The sequence below is a fragment of the Undibacterium sp. Ji49W genome, assembly GCF_049340205.1.
Classification (GTDB): domain Bacteria; phylum Pseudomonadota; class Gammaproteobacteria; order Burkholderiales; family Burkholderiaceae_D; genus Undibacterium.
Genome location: NZ_JBMPOW010000002.1, coordinates 323,055 through 335,101 on the forward strand (window position 1 = coordinate 323,055; position 12,047 = coordinate 335,101).

At 52.8% G+C, this 12,047-nt stretch carries 17 protein-coding genes; 7 read left to right on the top strand and 10 right to left on the bottom strand.

All coding sequences use genetic code 11. The annotated features are described in order from the left end of the window. Nucleotides 1-134: 134 nt before the first annotated feature. Nucleotides 135-2,018, bottom strand: a complete 1,884-nt coding sequence (pabB, locus tag ACO0LK_RS03940) for an aminodeoxychorismate synthase component I (protein ID WP_422972372.1) — start codon at nucleotides 2,016-2,018, stop codon at nucleotides 135-137. 6 nt (nucleotides 2,019-2,024) lie between these two features. Beyond that, nucleotides 2,025-2,189, bottom strand: coding sequence for a hypothetical protein (locus ACO0LK_RS03945; protein WP_422972374.1), 165 nt, complete (start codon nucleotides 2,187-2,189; stop codon nucleotides 2,025-2,027). A 41-nt stretch (nucleotides 2,190-2,230) separates the two neighbouring features. Here ACO0LK_RS03945 and ACO0LK_RS03950 point away from each other — a divergent pair, with 41 nt between their 5' ends. Continuing rightward, nucleotides 2,231-3,535 carry a diguanylate cyclase domain-containing protein gene (locus ACO0LK_RS03950; protein WP_422972376.1) on the top strand — a complete coding sequence of 435 codons (1,305 nt, stop codon included), beginning with the start codon at nucleotides 2,231-2,233 and terminating at the stop codon, nucleotides 3,533-3,535. A gap of 313 nt (nucleotides 3,536-3,848) precedes the next feature. On the opposite strand, the gene ACO0LK_RS03955 is transcribed toward ACO0LK_RS03950, so the two are convergent. The 3 genes from ACO0LK_RS03955 to slmA all read right to left on the bottom strand — a co-directional run bounded on the left by ACO0LK_RS03955 (nucleotide 3,849) and on the right by slmA (nucleotide 5,888). Then, the gene (locus ACO0LK_RS03955) at nucleotides 3,849-4,319 is read right to left on the bottom strand and encodes a DUF962 domain-containing protein (RefSeq protein WP_422972378.1); all 471 of its coding nucleotides are present in this window, start codon (nucleotides 4,317-4,319) and stop codon (nucleotides 3,849-3,851) included. Nucleotides 4,320-4,418: 99 nt separating this feature from the next. Continuing rightward, nucleotides 4,419-5,189, bottom strand: coding sequence for a helix-turn-helix transcriptional regulator (locus ACO0LK_RS03960; protein WP_422972380.1), 771 nt, complete (start codon nucleotides 5,187-5,189; stop codon nucleotides 4,419-4,421). A 123-nt stretch (nucleotides 5,190-5,312) separates the two neighbouring features. After that, the gene (slmA, locus tag ACO0LK_RS03965; RefSeq protein ID WP_186947898.1) at nucleotides 5,313-5,888 is read right to left on the bottom strand and encodes a nucleoid occlusion factor SlmA; all 576 of its coding nucleotides are present in this window, start codon (nucleotides 5,886-5,888) and stop codon (nucleotides 5,313-5,315) included. On the opposite strand from slmA, the gene ACO0LK_RS03970 reads away from it, so the two are divergent. Further along, the gene (locus ACO0LK_RS03970) at nucleotides 5,887-6,051 is read left to right on the top strand and encodes a hypothetical protein (protein WP_422972382.1); all 165 of its coding nucleotides are present in this window, start codon (nucleotides 5,887-5,889) and stop codon (nucleotides 6,049-6,051) included. The two genes, slmA and ACO0LK_RS03970, sit on opposite strands and share 2 nt — an antisense overlap. A gap of 34 nt (nucleotides 6,052-6,085) precedes the next feature. Here the strand turns inward: ACO0LK_RS03970 and ACO0LK_RS03975 are convergent, their stop codons facing one another. After that, nucleotides 6,086-6,787, bottom strand: a complete 702-nt coding sequence (locus ACO0LK_RS03975) for a pyrimidine 5'-nucleotidase (RefSeq protein WP_422972384.1) — start codon at nucleotides 6,785-6,787, stop codon at nucleotides 6,086-6,088. Between the two features lie 34 nt (nucleotides 6,788-6,821). Then, entirely contained in the window at nucleotides 6,822-7,754 is a 933-nt protein-coding gene (gene argB / locus ACO0LK_RS03980; RefSeq protein ID WP_422972386.1) for an acetylglutamate kinase, read from the bottom strand. Nucleotides 7,755-7,866: 112 nt separating this feature from the next. On the opposite strand from argB, the gene ACO0LK_RS03985 reads away from it, so the two are divergent. From ACO0LK_RS03985 to ACO0LK_RS04005, 5 genes are read left to right on the top strand one after another with little or no spacing between them, the layout of a single operon-like run. After that, nucleotides 7,867-8,445 (top strand): sigma-70 family RNA polymerase sigma factor, encoded by a 579-nt coding sequence (locus tag ACO0LK_RS03985; protein ID WP_422972388.1) that lies wholly within the window; start codon nucleotides 7,867-7,869, stop codon nucleotides 8,443-8,445. Between the two features lie 13 nt (nucleotides 8,446-8,458). Then, entirely contained in the window at nucleotides 8,459-8,683 is a 225-nt protein-coding gene (locus ACO0LK_RS03990; protein ID WP_422972390.1) for a zf-HC2 domain-containing protein, read from the top strand. Further along, nucleotides 8,680-8,913, top strand: coding sequence for a cysteine-rich CWC family protein (locus tag ACO0LK_RS03995; protein WP_422972392.1), 234 nt, complete (start codon nucleotides 8,680-8,682; stop codon nucleotides 8,911-8,913). The genes ACO0LK_RS03990 and ACO0LK_RS03995 overlap by 4 nt, the downstream gene beginning before the upstream one ends. Before the next feature lie 25 nt (nucleotides 8,914-8,938). Continuing rightward, nucleotides 8,939-9,646 (top strand): GTP cyclohydrolase I, encoded by a 708-nt coding sequence (folE, locus tag ACO0LK_RS04000; RefSeq protein ID WP_422972394.1) that lies wholly within the window; start codon nucleotides 8,939-8,941, stop codon nucleotides 9,644-9,646. Between the two features lie 12 nt (nucleotides 9,647-9,658). Further along, the gene (locus ACO0LK_RS04005) at nucleotides 9,659-10,084 is read left to right on the top strand and encodes a BLUF domain-containing protein (protein WP_186947903.1); all 426 of its coding nucleotides are present in this window, start codon (nucleotides 9,659-9,661) and stop codon (nucleotides 10,082-10,084) included. A gap of 35 nt (nucleotides 10,085-10,119) precedes the next feature. Here the strand turns inward: ACO0LK_RS04005 and ACO0LK_RS04010 are convergent, their stop codons facing one another. From ACO0LK_RS04010 to ACO0LK_RS04020, 3 genes are all read right to left on the bottom strand, one after another. After that, on the bottom strand, nucleotides 10,120-10,659 hold the full coding sequence (locus ACO0LK_RS04010) for a LemA family protein (protein WP_422972397.1): 540 nt from the start codon (nucleotides 10,657-10,659) through the stop codon (nucleotides 10,120-10,122). Nucleotides 10,660-10,807: 148 nt separating this feature from the next. Continuing rightward, a complete protein-coding gene (locus ACO0LK_RS04015; protein ID WP_422972399.1) occupies nucleotides 10,808-11,458 on the bottom strand; it encodes a BON domain-containing protein in 651 nt (216 codons plus the stop codon). After that, complete coding sequence (locus ACO0LK_RS04020; protein WP_422972401.1) at nucleotides 11,451-12,047, bottom strand: phosphoheptose isomerase; 597 nt, start codon at nucleotides 12,045-12,047, stop codon at nucleotides 11,451-11,453. The genes ACO0LK_RS04015 and ACO0LK_RS04020 overlap by 8 nt, the downstream gene beginning before the upstream one ends.

Below are 12,047 nucleotides of genomic sequence, written 5' to 3' on the forward strand. Positions count from 1 at the left end.
TAATCACTCTTTATACTTCAGATAAGCGCTCTTTGGCAGTTTTTTCTTATATTTCCAACATGAAATATATGACAGCGTTGCGTGCTTGTCGTTTCCAGCAGATTGCGTTAAAACCTGCCGTGATCAACTAACGATCAACGCAGCAATTCGACTTCAAAGGCACCACGCAGGGCATTGCACAGCATGATCTTTTCGGCATTCAACAAATCGTCCAGCACCAGACTGGATTCGCGCAAGCCGAATTCCGGGTCATCCAGCAAGACTGCGCGCATGATCCCCGGCAAGACACCGTCGCTGACGGGCGGGGTCAGCCATAGGCCATTTTTTTTCAGCAGCACGCTGCTGCGTCCGCCCTCAGTCAGTCTGGCATTTTCATTGAAGAACAGCATATCAAAAGCCCCCTGTTGCTCGGCAGCCTGCCAGGCGGCATCATACTGCTGGCGTACGCTGCTCTTGTGGCGTAAAAACAGGTCATCGCCGCGCGTTGTTGTAGTCGCCAGCATGACTGCCGGCCTGGCTGGCAGCGGGGATAACACTCCACTGCTCAATTTAATACCCAGTCTGGCATCGATCGCCAGCCGCAACCGGCAGGCCTGCGCTGCTGGCAGTTGCTGACAGGCTTCCGCTATGCGCTGCCGTATCAGGGCATCATCCCAGGCAAAACCAAAATAGCTGGCCGACGTTCGCAAGCGTTGCAGATGGCGATCAATATGGCGGCAGCCATCTTCACGGCTGGCATGCATGGTTTCAAACAGTTCAAATTGCGCCGGCAAACCCGTCAGAAAACTGGCTTTCAGATGGCATTCGGCAAATTCTTCCTGCGCCACGCTGTCATACACAATCCCGGCGCCGACACCCAGCACCCCACGGCGTACGCCGTTTATCTGCGGTACTGATGGCGCCTGCAATTGCAAAGTCCTTATCGGCACCGACAGGCAAAAATCTCCCAGCGCTGCATGGGCTTGCGGCGGGTCAAACCAACCTATGGCACCGGTGTACAAACCGCGCGCCTCGCTCTCCAGCTCACGAATAATTTGCATGGTACGGCGCTTGGGTGCACCAGTAATCGAACCACAGGGAAAGAGCGCAGTCAGAATCTCGGTCAGGCCCAGACCATCCCGCAATTGTGCCTGCACCGTCGATGTCATTTGTAACACGCTGGAAAAGCGGCTGACTTCAAACAGGGCGGGGACCGTGACGGAGCCGGTAGCGGCAATGCGACCCAGGTCATTGCGCAGCAAATCCACGATCATCAGATTTTCTGCACGGTTCTTGCTGTCGGCCGCCAGGGCAGCGGCAAGACGCTGGTCTTCATCGGCATCGCCACTGGCTGCGGCGGTGCCTTTCATAGGTCTGGCCAGCAACTGCCCCTGCTCATGGCGCACAAATAATTCCGGCGAAAATGACAGGACAGCTTCACCATCCGGCATACAAATCAGCGCCCCATAAGGCACAGGCTGACGCAGCCGCAGGCGTTGGTACAAAGCCAGGGGGGAGCCATAGGTATCAAAATGCAGGCGATAGGTGTAATTCACCTGATAGGTATCACCCGCTGCAATATAGGCAAGTATGCTGGCTATGTCGGCATCAAACTGCGTCGCATCAACATTGGCATGGACAGCAGCAATGCCGGCAATGTCACCACTATCAGGCATGGCACCAGCCACCGACTGGGCACTCAGGAAATCCTGCACCTGTGCCGAGGTAAGTACATGACAGTGCCGGAACAGTAATATCTGGGAATGTGCCTGCCCGGTACGGGGCGCAATGTCCTGCAACTGCGCCCCGGTTTCATAAGACAAAAGGGCCACGGCAAAGCAGCCCTGTTGCAATGCTGCCTGGGTATCCTGCCATAAACGGGGCCACTCTTCTTTGGAACGGCATGACAGCCTGGCTTGCAGGCCCGTGTACAGGCGCGACTGAGCAGTCCGGGCTTGGGCATCATCAAGCAGGGCAAAACATTCCCCCGCCAGCGGCAAAGGAAAGGGCAATGCAATATTGTTGGGAAAATCTGACACGCTTTTTCAGGCCAAGGAAGAGATGAGGCGCAGTTTACCCGCAGACGCGGACTTGTGCATGTACTGCTTTTTCAGTGTGCCTGCCGATAGCTGGACGATGTCAAAGATAGTGACTGGCAACTCCAGCATTTTTATATGACATTGCTGTGCCACAAAGGTATAGTCGCTCATTGATGATTTCCCCTGAACAATTTCGGACTTCCCTTCCATCCATGCAAAATGCTTTTTTCAGATTGCCACTGGCAAAAAAAATATTTCGCCAGAATCTGATCGTGATGGCAATATCCATGCTGGTCGTACTGTTATTGATGCTGGGCCTGTCCACGTATCTGATGCTGGCCAGCATACGCACGGAAACCATGTATAAGGCAGATACCCTGGCCAGCAATATGGCTGATGCCATGGCAAGCGGCGATACCCGCCAGCTACAGAATATGCTGTTGAATGCCACCAATACCCAGGACATGCAAAGTGCCACGGTGTATGACCGCAATGGTCAGGCCACACTGGCCTGGAATATCCAGGGGCAGTTGATTAAAACCAGCGAGTTCAGCCCGGTTACTCTGGTCAGGCGCCATCGCTCAGAATACTATTCCGGCTATATCATGGCAGTAGCCCCCATCACCAGCGGCAGCGCTGTCATTGGTCAGGTGCTGCTGTATGGCAGCAGCCATCCACTGCATCAGCATATGCTGATTTTTCTGCTGGCAGGTGGTTTCATTTCTGTGTTGATGACCTTAGCCGCAGCTTACTGGCTGACACAAAAGCAGTTACAGGAGCTGCATCCCATCATGGCCCTGACTGTCATCGCGGAAAAAGTCTCAACCCTGGGCGATTACAGCCTGCGTGCACCGCAAGATCCTGAGCATGATTTTGGCAGCCTGAACATGCATTTCAACCTGGTGCTGGCGCGCATGGAAGCCTGGGAAAATGATATGCAAAGTGAAGCCCGCGAACGTAGCGAGGCCGATAGTCGCCTGGCCATACTGAACAACCACGACAGCCTGACCAAATTACCAAACCGCCATTATTTCCACAGATTGCTGACCAATTGCCTGGATGATGCCGTTGCCAGCGATGAACTGGCAGCCCTAATGTTTATTGACCTTGACCACTTCAAGGGCCTGAGCGAGAGTTTTGGTTATGATGCAGGCGACCTGATCCTGACAACCATGGCCAACCGCCTGTGCGCGGTCTTGCGCAGTACCGACACCCTGTGCCGCGTGGATGGCGATGAATTTGCCGTCATCATGCCGCAGGTGGGTAATCTGGATGTGGTAAAAACCCTGGCCGAACGCCTGGTGCAGGCCATCCATCAGCCCATGACCTTGCGCGGCAAGCAAATCGTCATTACCGCCAGCATCGGCGTAGCTTGCTGCCCCCTGCATGCCAGGGAACAACGCCTGTTCCTGCACAATGCCGACGTTGCGCTGAAAGCAGCAAAGGCAGAAGGCCGCAATACCTGGCGCCTGTTCAGTAGCGGCCTGCCGAAATCGTCACCACCCATCCAGGATTAAAAGTATGACTGGCAACTAGAAGCGCAAGCGCCAGTCCAGGACAGATTAGAACTCATTTCATCAATAGGGGTGAGATGCGTTTGCGTCATAACGTGGGCTGGCAAGGCGGACGAGGCAGTCAATAGCGGGTCTATTGACAACGAGTCCAACGCAGTCCAGCACGCGTTATGAGGCAAACCCTTCGGGAGCTGGCGATTCGGGCGCATTGCTACGTTGCGCCGCTTGCCAAGGCACCAGCCTTGGCTACGCGACGCGCCTTGCACTGCATCCCGAATCGCCTTGCTCGCACTCATCCCTATTTATGAAATGAGTTCTAATACGCAATACGCAAACGGCGATATAAAACACCCAGCACAAACAGCGGGCCTATCAGCAAAAAGCGCAGATCATCAAAGAAAGAAGGTTTCTTGCCTTCTATCTTGTGACCAATGAATTGCCCTATCCATGCCACGACAAAAATTCCCAGCGAGATTTGCCATACCCATTGCTGCGGCAATTGTGACAATATCCACAACATGCTGGCTGACATGGCCAGCATTCCAACAGCAAAACTGATGGACAAGCTCATGTAATAGACCAGGGATATGACCGTCACCAGCACTGCTGCCAGTGGATGCGCGGCCCAGATCAGCCCCAGAAAAGACAGGACGATGGCGGGTACGCAAACGCAATGTATCAGTTCATTGGTCGGGTTCAGATGACTTTCGCTGTATTTCGCCAATAGCAAGTCTATCTGTCTGGCCTGGGTGGTCGGGGTGATGTTTGTCGGGCTACCTGGTTCCATGATGATCTCCTTTGGTTTTATATTGATGCACAGCAGCAAGAACATTCAAAACAGTCCATCTGCATGGCATTGCATATTTGCACTGTCCAGACTAAACCATCAAACAGCATCGCGCTTGAACGCAATCGCCATCCTGTGTAATTCTGAGGGTGCCACCCCCATCATGCTGCGAAAGGTACGGCTCATATGGGCCAGATCGGCAAACCCGGATTCATGGGCAGCGGCCGTCATGTTTTGCCCTTCGGCGACAAAAGCCACCGCATCCAGCATGCGTGACCACAACAGATAACGCGACAGCGTCATGCCAGTCTGCTGCCGGAATAAGTGGGTAAAGCGGCTTTCAGACAAATGCACCTGACGTGCCAGGCTGGCACCTGTGCACTGCTGATCACCTTGCGCATGGATGTGGGCCAGCGCCTGGCTGATACGAGCATCGTAATTGGTGGTCAGCAAGCTGTCTGGCAATGCACATGTCTGCCAGGCCAGCCGCAGCTCACCCGCACCCTGCATATCAAGCACTGCCGCTTTGTTCGCCAGTGTCGCAGCGATGGCGGCAAAGGCGGGATGCTGTCCAAATGCTGCTTGCAGACTGGTAAAGTCAGTCTGGCTGGTACGTGGCAATTCAACGAACAGATGGGCCAGCATGCCGCCATCGCTGTCGATCTGGTGGCTGCGATTGGTAGCGAAACAGGCACTGCGGGTTTCCATCCATGGTTCGTCAGGTGACAGCCGTGCCCGAAATGGCCGGTCCAGACCATAACTGAGTTGCAGGGCAAAATGCGCATGCGGCGTGGAATCTATGCCTGGCGAAATAACCAGTGCACAACCGCGCCACAAGAATAAATGTCCTGGTCGAACCGGCAGTTTCATGGATGCTTAGTGTACTGCATGACAGTCCTGCGGATTGCAGAACACCGTGACGAACGAGTATGGCACCAGCAATTGATTTGAGTCAAGGCAGCGGTGTTAAGCGCTACTCAACTCAGTCAGCGGTCAGCGCAGCAACAGGGCGATTTGCATGGGCGCCAGCTCAGTCGGCAATAGTTTGAAACCGGACTTGGCAAAGCGCAGCCAGCGTCCCATCACAAAACTGCACAAGAGATTGGCACGCGCCTGCACTTCGGGTTCTGTCAGATAACCCTGGCTAACTGCCAGACGCAGGGATTGACGGAATGCCATTTCCAGCCTTTCGGCCAGCTGGTTCATGCGTAATTGAAGACGTTCATCTTCATTCACCAGTGCATCACCAATCAGGACACGGGTCATACCTGGATTTTTTTCGGCAAAATTCAACAACATGCCGCTGATGGACTGCGCCTGCATCAAGCCCTGGTCCTGGGATTCGCAAATCTGGTTGATCAAACCGAAAATCGAGGCTTCGATGAATTCGATCAGGCCTTCAAACATTTGGGCCTTGCTGGCAAAGTGGCGATACAGTGCCGCTTCTGACACTTCCACCCGGGCTGCCAGGGCTGCCGTAGTGACTTTTTCACCCTTGGGGTGTTCAAGCATGGCCGCCAGCGTCTGGAGGATTTGTAATTTTCTTTCGCCGGGTTTGGTGCTTGCCATGTTTTTATCAGTAAGAAGTAAATTAAGAGATGCCAGTGTTCCAATACGCGAATCAGATTCTGGCAGGCAACATGCCACCGCTGCCGCAGCGGATTTTAAAGACTGGCTTGCAGCTAAGCAATCCCCTTGCCAGCATTCTGTGTCTGAAACAGCAAAAAAATGAAGCTTCTGCTCAATCTGATGCAGAACGCCGGGGATTAGCGCGCAAACAGGCGATAGCTTTGGCGCGGTAGTTGCATGACTGATTTTACTTTCACATCGGCACAAGCAGCAGATTTTTTCAGCTGATGGGCTGGAGTGTAACCAGTTATCCACACCGTACGCAGCCCTTCCCGCTTGGCGGCACGCAGGTTTTCTATGCTGTCTTCCACCAGAACACAGTCAGATGCCCGTTTGCCATAGGTAGCCAGAAGCTTGCGCAGGTAGGGGCGCGAGGGTTTGGGTTGTAGCTGACCATGCACGCGCATGGCTTCTACCGGTATATGGGCATCAAAATGACGATGCAGGCCCATGTGCCGGAGCACCCGCCCCGAATACGCACGCGGCGCATTGGTCAGCAGGATTTTCTTGCCCGGCAAGCGGCGCAGCAGCTTTTTCAGGCCACGCTCATACCTTATCATGCTGCCAAGGTCGTCGAAATGATGCACTTCATGCAAAAATTCATCGGCCCGGACACCATGGTGCCTGACCATGCCCAGCATGGTGACGCCATAGCGGGCATAGTATTGCTGCCGTATGGCATTCACCGTATCAGGATCTGCCGGTGTTTCACCATCACCCAGCACACGTGCCAGGAAGGCGTTCATATTACTGCTGATGGCCGGGAAAATCGCATGCGACGCATTGTGCAGGGTATTGTCGAGATCAAACAGCCACAGGGGCGCGGAGCGTCTTCGCATCAGGCTGACACTCCGCCTACTGACAATCTACGCATCAATGACTGCGTATCATGGTGCCGAAGGCTTGTTCGGTCAGCACTTCCAGCAGCAGCGAATGTTCAATGCGGCCATCAATGATATGCACGGTGTTCACGCCAGACTTGGCGGCATCCAGTGCCGACGAAATTTTTGGCAGCATGCCGCCAGAAATCGTACCATCGGCAAACATTTCATCAATTTCACGGGCAGACAGGTCGGTGACCAGATTGCCCTGCTTGTCGAGTACACCGGGGATATTCGTCATCATGATCAGCTTTTCAGCCTTCAGGATTTCAGCAATCTTGCCAGCGACCAGATCGGCATTGATATTATAAGCCTGACCATCTTCGCCAAAACCTATAGGTGAAATGATGGGAATGAAGGCATCGTCCTGCAAGGCTTTGACTACCGCCGGGTTGATTGCATCAATTTCACCGACAAAACCGATGTCGAGCATGGCACCCGGGTTTTCACGATCAGGCATCATCATCTTGCGGGCACGGATCAAGCCACCGTCTTTACCGGTCAAACCCACAGCCTGGCCGCCATAATGATTGATCAGCATGACGATATCCTGCTGGACTTCGCCACCAAGTACCCATTCAACCACTTCCATGGTTTCTTCATCGGTAATACGCATGCCCTGGATGAAGGTACCCTGCTTGCCCATTTTCTTGAGCGCATTATCAATTTGCGGGCCACCACCGTGGACCACGACAGGGTTCATGCCTACCAGCTTGAGCAGGATGACGTCACGGGCAAAGCCATGTTTCAGGCGTTCTTCGGTCATGGCATTACCGCCGTATTTGACGACGATGGTTTTGCCGTGGAATTTACGGATGTACGGTAGTGCTTCCGCCAGGATTTCGGCCTTGATGGCGGGCTCTACGCCTGCCAGTCTGTCTTCGGCTGCCGGGGTTTCTGCCGTGTTAGCATTCAAATCACTCATAATGACGGTATCCTGAAGGTATCATAGGGGAAGTTTTTTAATATTCCCCGAATTTTACAGGAATTGCAGAGAAAGCTTTTTCAATTCAGTCACGAAACTCATGTCATCTCATATGTCATCCCTTATGTCATCCATTACCGACCTGCATCAACAGCTGGAAACCTTGCGTCCCGGCCTGTTTCGCTTTGCACAATTGCAATTGCGTAATGAAAGCGCTGCCGAAGATGCCGTTCAGGAAACATTATTGGCTGTGCTGGAAAAGCCGGACAGCTTTGCCGGTAATTCTTCATTGCGTACTTACGTCACCGGTATACTTAAATTTAAGATCATCGACCATCTGCGCAGCCTGAAAAAAGAAAAACCGCTGGAAACAAAAGAAGATGAATCTGAAGATGATCTGATAGACAGTTTATTTAATGCCAATGGTCACGTCATCGGCAATCCGCCCAGTTGGGGTGCACCAGAGGCGGCTTTACAACAAAAAGATTTTTTTCGCGTACTGGAAGTCTGCCTTGAAAATTTGCCTGCCAAGACTGCCCGGGTCTTCATGATGCGCGAATGGCTGGAACTGGAAACAGAAGAAATTTGTAAGGAATTGGAACTGACCACGTCTAATCTTTGGGTAGTACTGTATCGCGCACGTCTGCGGCTGCGCGAATGCCTGGACCTGAACTGGTTCGGCCACAAGTAGCAGAGGAAAACATATGCAATTATTTATCGCTTGCAAACAGGCGCACCAGCTTATTTCGGAAGGTATGGATCGGCGACTCAGCCTGTCTGAACGTAGCAAATTGAAAATGCATCTGGCTATTTGCCACTATTGCACCAGTTTCAATGGGCAAATGTCCTTCATGCGCAAAGCCGTGCGGCAATCTGCCTTGCGGACCTTGTCGTCATCAGAGCCTGGCAAACAGGACGACGGCGAATGAGCATTTGTCCCCGCTGCCAGACGGCATTCACCTGCGCGATGGCAGACCAGACCGGCCAGCCTTGCTGGTGCACGGCCTTGCCACCTATCGCTCTGAGCAGCTTGCCTGATGGTAAACTGAAGACCGATGCCAGTTGTTTTTGCGCACAATGCCTGCCGCAATGGAAGGCTGAGCGTGAAGCGCTGTCAGACCGTACCAACAACGCTGATCCGGCAATTCAGTTACCATAAGCCTTTTATATCTGGTTATTTCAGCATGTCCAACGATACGACCCTTGCTTACACAGCTGTCAACGTCCCGGTTTCACAGCGCATCCGTGAACGTATCACGGCCAGCAAAACACGCTTTCACGCCAACGACAATATTGCCCGTTTTATCGAAGCTGGCGAAATGGAAGAATTACAGGCGGAGGTGGAAGAAAAACTGCGCGCCGTCCTGGAAAGCCTGGTGATAGACACTGAAAGCGATCACAACACCCAGGACACTGGTAGACGGGTAGCAAAGATGTTTATCCAGGAAGTCTTCAAGGGGCGCTATGTGCCCATGCCTGCAGTCACTGAATTCCCGAATGCCTCGCATCTGAACGAGTTGATGATCATCGGCCCGATCACAGTGCGTAGCGCCTGCTCGCATCATCTTTGCCCGATTATCGGCAAGGTCTGGATAGGTGTCATGCCGAATGAGCATTCGAACCTGATTGGCCTGTCAAAATATGCGCGTATCGCCGAATGGGTCATGAGCCGTCCACAGATACAGGAAGAAGCCGTGGTGCAACTGGCCGATGCCTTGCAGGCAAAAATGCAACCCGACGGTCTTGCCGTCGTCATGGAAGCAGATCACTTTTGCATGCACTGGCGTGGTGTCAAGGACATGGATGCGGCCATGATTAACAGTGTGATGCACGGTTCCTTCCTCAAGGATGCGAATCTGCGCCGTGAATTTTTATCTCTGATCAAACGTTAACCGGGATTGACCATGCTAGTACGCCTACTTTATGCCAGCCGCGCTGTTGACGATAAAATCTGCGACATGGTGCAATCCATAGTCGGCCAGTCGCGTTTGCACAACCCACAATTTGGTATCACCGGTGTGCTCTGTCACAGCGACCAGGTCTTCATGCAGGTGCTGGAAGGCGGTCGTGATGCAGTCAATACGCTGTACGGCCATATCCTGCGCGATCCTCGTCATACGGATGTGATTTTGCTCGATTATGAAGAAATCATTGAGCGCCGTTATTCCGGCTGGACTATGGGTCAGGCCAACATGGGGAAAATCAATCCCTCCATACTGTTGAAATATTCACCTTTGCCGGTGCTGGACCCACATCGCATGTCAGGCAAGATCCTGCTGGCATTGATCGATGAATTGATGGCAACCGCATCCATCGTTGGCCGCACTTAAAACCGACTGCGACATCATCGCTGGCCCGCATTTGCTTACAGCAGCGCGCCTGCGCGGAAGAAGAACATCCTTGCAATCACTGAGCCAGGCATCTGTTCAATACTGATGTTGTACTGTATGACACTGTCATTGTAGGCCTGGCGTGAAAACACGATCTTGCTTTCAGTATTGCTCAGTTCTTCGCTGAGTTGCATCATATGCGGATTGGTTCTTAGGTCGGGATACGACTGGGACAAGGCATACATTTTTGCCAGAGCGGCGATCAGTGCCACTTCGGCAGTTGCCAGTTGCTGTACGGCGCTGGCTTTGGATGGATCGGCACTGACCCTGGCAATTGCAGCCACAGCCTGATTGCGCGCCGTGATGACAGCCTCCAGCGTTTCGCGCTCATGCTTCATATAGCCTTTGGCAACCTCGACCAGGCTGGGTATCAGCTCATAACGCTGTTTCAGGCAGGCATCAACAGGTGAAAACGCAGTCTTGAAATGATTGCGAGCACAGATCAGGCGGTTGTAGACACCGATCACCCAGAATACCAACAGGGCGGCAACGACCAGCAATACCAATGCGAACATGGTGTCTCCTGTCAAGGATGAAAGGCAGGTACATATGTGGGCAATAAGATTTGCCGGCGCAGTTTCATGCACTACAGCAAGAAGACTGCGCCTCCTTTCAAAAAAACAAGACCGACAATATGTCGGTCTTGCTCGCTTAAAAGTTCAATTAATTACTGGTTTCTGTCTTGTTGGGCGTGGCCTGATATTCTTTCCATTCCGCTTCACTAATGTATTCAAACACTTTCACCACTTTGCGCACGCCGCTGATGCTGCTGGACAGATCGGCGGCCAGATTGCCTTCGCGCTGGGTAACCCTGCCCATCAGGTAGACGACGCCCGCTTCAGTAACAACCTTGATGGCATTCGCCTGCACTTGTTTGTTGTCAACAAAGGTTGCCTTGACCTTGGTGGTCAGCAGCGTATCGTTGGAACGTGCGGAAAAATCAGACGGAACGCCAATCTGCAATTCATTCATGACTGAAGCAACACCCTCTACAGCGAGCATTTCGCGCTCTGCTGCGGCCTTGGCATTTTCATCCACCACTTCACCGGTCAGCAAGACGCGGCGGTTAAATGCATTGACGTTGACATGGCCATTTTTGCCCAGCAAACGCGGGATACGGGTCTCGCCTTTGATGACAATCGCCTTGTCTTCAGTCTGCGCACCAAAAGTGCGGCGATCGGTTGCCGCAAAGGTGCCGACTACCGCACTGCCAACCACCATTTCCACACAGCCTTGCAGGCTCATGGCTGTAGCACAGCACAGGCCAATCATCGCCATGGGACGGGCGAACTTGTTCCAGTTTTTTTTACTCATCTGCATCACCTCCGAATAATGCGGCATCTATGCCGTCACACAAACAATGTATAGTCAATAAATGGACTTCCTGAATACGTGCAGTACGCTCATGTGGAACGCATATATGTACGTCTGCTTCAGTCAGGATATTTCTGATTTCACCACCCCCCTTGCCAGTCAGCGCAATCACACGCATGTCCCGTTCAAGCGCGGCGTTAACGGCATTTACAACACTGGCAGAATTGCCGGAAGTGGACAGGGCCAGCAAAATATCGCCAGACTGCCCGAATGCCTGCACCTGCTTGGAAAACACTTCCTGAAAGCTGTAATCATTCGCCACAGCAGTCATGATGGAAGTGTCGGTCGTCAATGCCATGGCCGGTAAAGGCAAGCGTTCACGTTCAAACCTCCCCACCAGTTCAGCCGCAAAATGCTGGCAATCAGCGGCTGAACCACCATTGCCACAGGCAAGTATCTTGTTACCGTTAGACAGCGCCAGGAACATGAGTTCCACGGCCTGAGAAATAGGCAGAGCCAGTTCGGCTGCTGCCCTCATCTTTAATTCGGCACTTTCCTGGAAGTGCGCCAATATGCGTTGGTTTGTCAT

What these genes read in the sequence shown, in the direction of transcription:
- ACO0LK_RS03975 (WP_422972384.1), bottom strand. Translation starts at nt 6,787, where the DNA reads ATGCGAAGACGCTCCGCGCCCCTGTGGCTGTTTGATCTCGACAATACC.
- ACO0LK_RS03990 (WP_422972390.1), top strand. Translation starts at nt 8,459, where the DNA reads ATGCAATTATTTATCGCTTGCAAACAGGCGCACCAGCTTATTTCGGAA.
- ACO0LK_RS04010 (WP_422972397.1), bottom strand. Translation starts at nt 10,659, where the DNA reads ATGTTCGCATTGGTATTGCTGGTCGTTGCCGCCCTGTTGGTATTCTGG.
- ACO0LK_RS03970 (WP_422972382.1), top strand. Translation starts at nt 5,887, where the DNA reads ATGTTTTTATCAGTAAGAAGTAAATTAAGAGATGCCAGTGTTCCAATA.
- slmA (WP_186947898.1), bottom strand. Translation starts at nt 5,888, where the DNA reads ATGGCAAGCACCAAACCCGGCGAAAGAAAATTACAAATCCTCCAGACG.
- argB (WP_422972386.1), bottom strand. Translation starts at nt 7,754, where the DNA reads ATGAGTGATTTGAATGCTAACACGGCAGAAACCCCGGCAGCCGAAGAC.
- ACO0LK_RS04015 (WP_422972399.1), bottom strand. Translation starts at nt 11,458, where the DNA reads ATGAGTAAAAAAAACTGGAACAAGTTCGCCCGTCCCATGGCGATGATT.
- folE (WP_422972394.1), top strand. Translation starts at nt 8,939, where the DNA reads ATGTCCAACGATACGACCCTTGCTTACACAGCTGTCAACGTCCCGGTT.
- ACO0LK_RS04020 (WP_422972401.1), bottom strand. Translation starts at nt 12,047, where the DNA reads ATGACAAACCAACGCATATTGGCGCACTTCCAGGAAAGTGCCGAATTA.
- ACO0LK_RS03995 (WP_422972392.1), top strand. Translation starts at nt 8,680, where the DNA reads ATGAGCATTTGTCCCCGCTGCCAGACGGCATTCACCTGCGCGATGGCA.
- ACO0LK_RS03960 (WP_422972380.1), bottom strand. Translation starts at nt 5,189, where the DNA reads ATGAAACTGCCGGTTCGACCAGGACATTTATTCTTGTGGCGCGGTTGT.
- ACO0LK_RS03985 (WP_422972388.1), top strand. Translation starts at nt 7,867, where the DNA reads ATGTCATCCCTTATGTCATCCATTACCGACCTGCATCAACAGCTGGAA.
- ACO0LK_RS04005 (WP_186947903.1), top strand. Translation starts at nt 9,659, where the DNA reads ATGCTAGTACGCCTACTTTATGCCAGCCGCGCTGTTGACGATAAAATC.
- ACO0LK_RS03955 (WP_422972378.1), bottom strand. Translation starts at nt 4,319, where the DNA reads ATGGAACCAGGTAGCCCGACAAACATCACCCCGACCACCCAGGCCAGA.
- ACO0LK_RS03950 (WP_422972376.1), top strand. Translation starts at nt 2,231, where the DNA reads ATGCAAAATGCTTTTTTCAGATTGCCACTGGCAAAAAAAATATTTCGC.
- ACO0LK_RS03945 (WP_422972374.1), bottom strand. Translation starts at nt 2,189, where the DNA reads ATGAGCGACTATACCTTTGTGGCACAGCAATGTCATATAAAAATGCTG.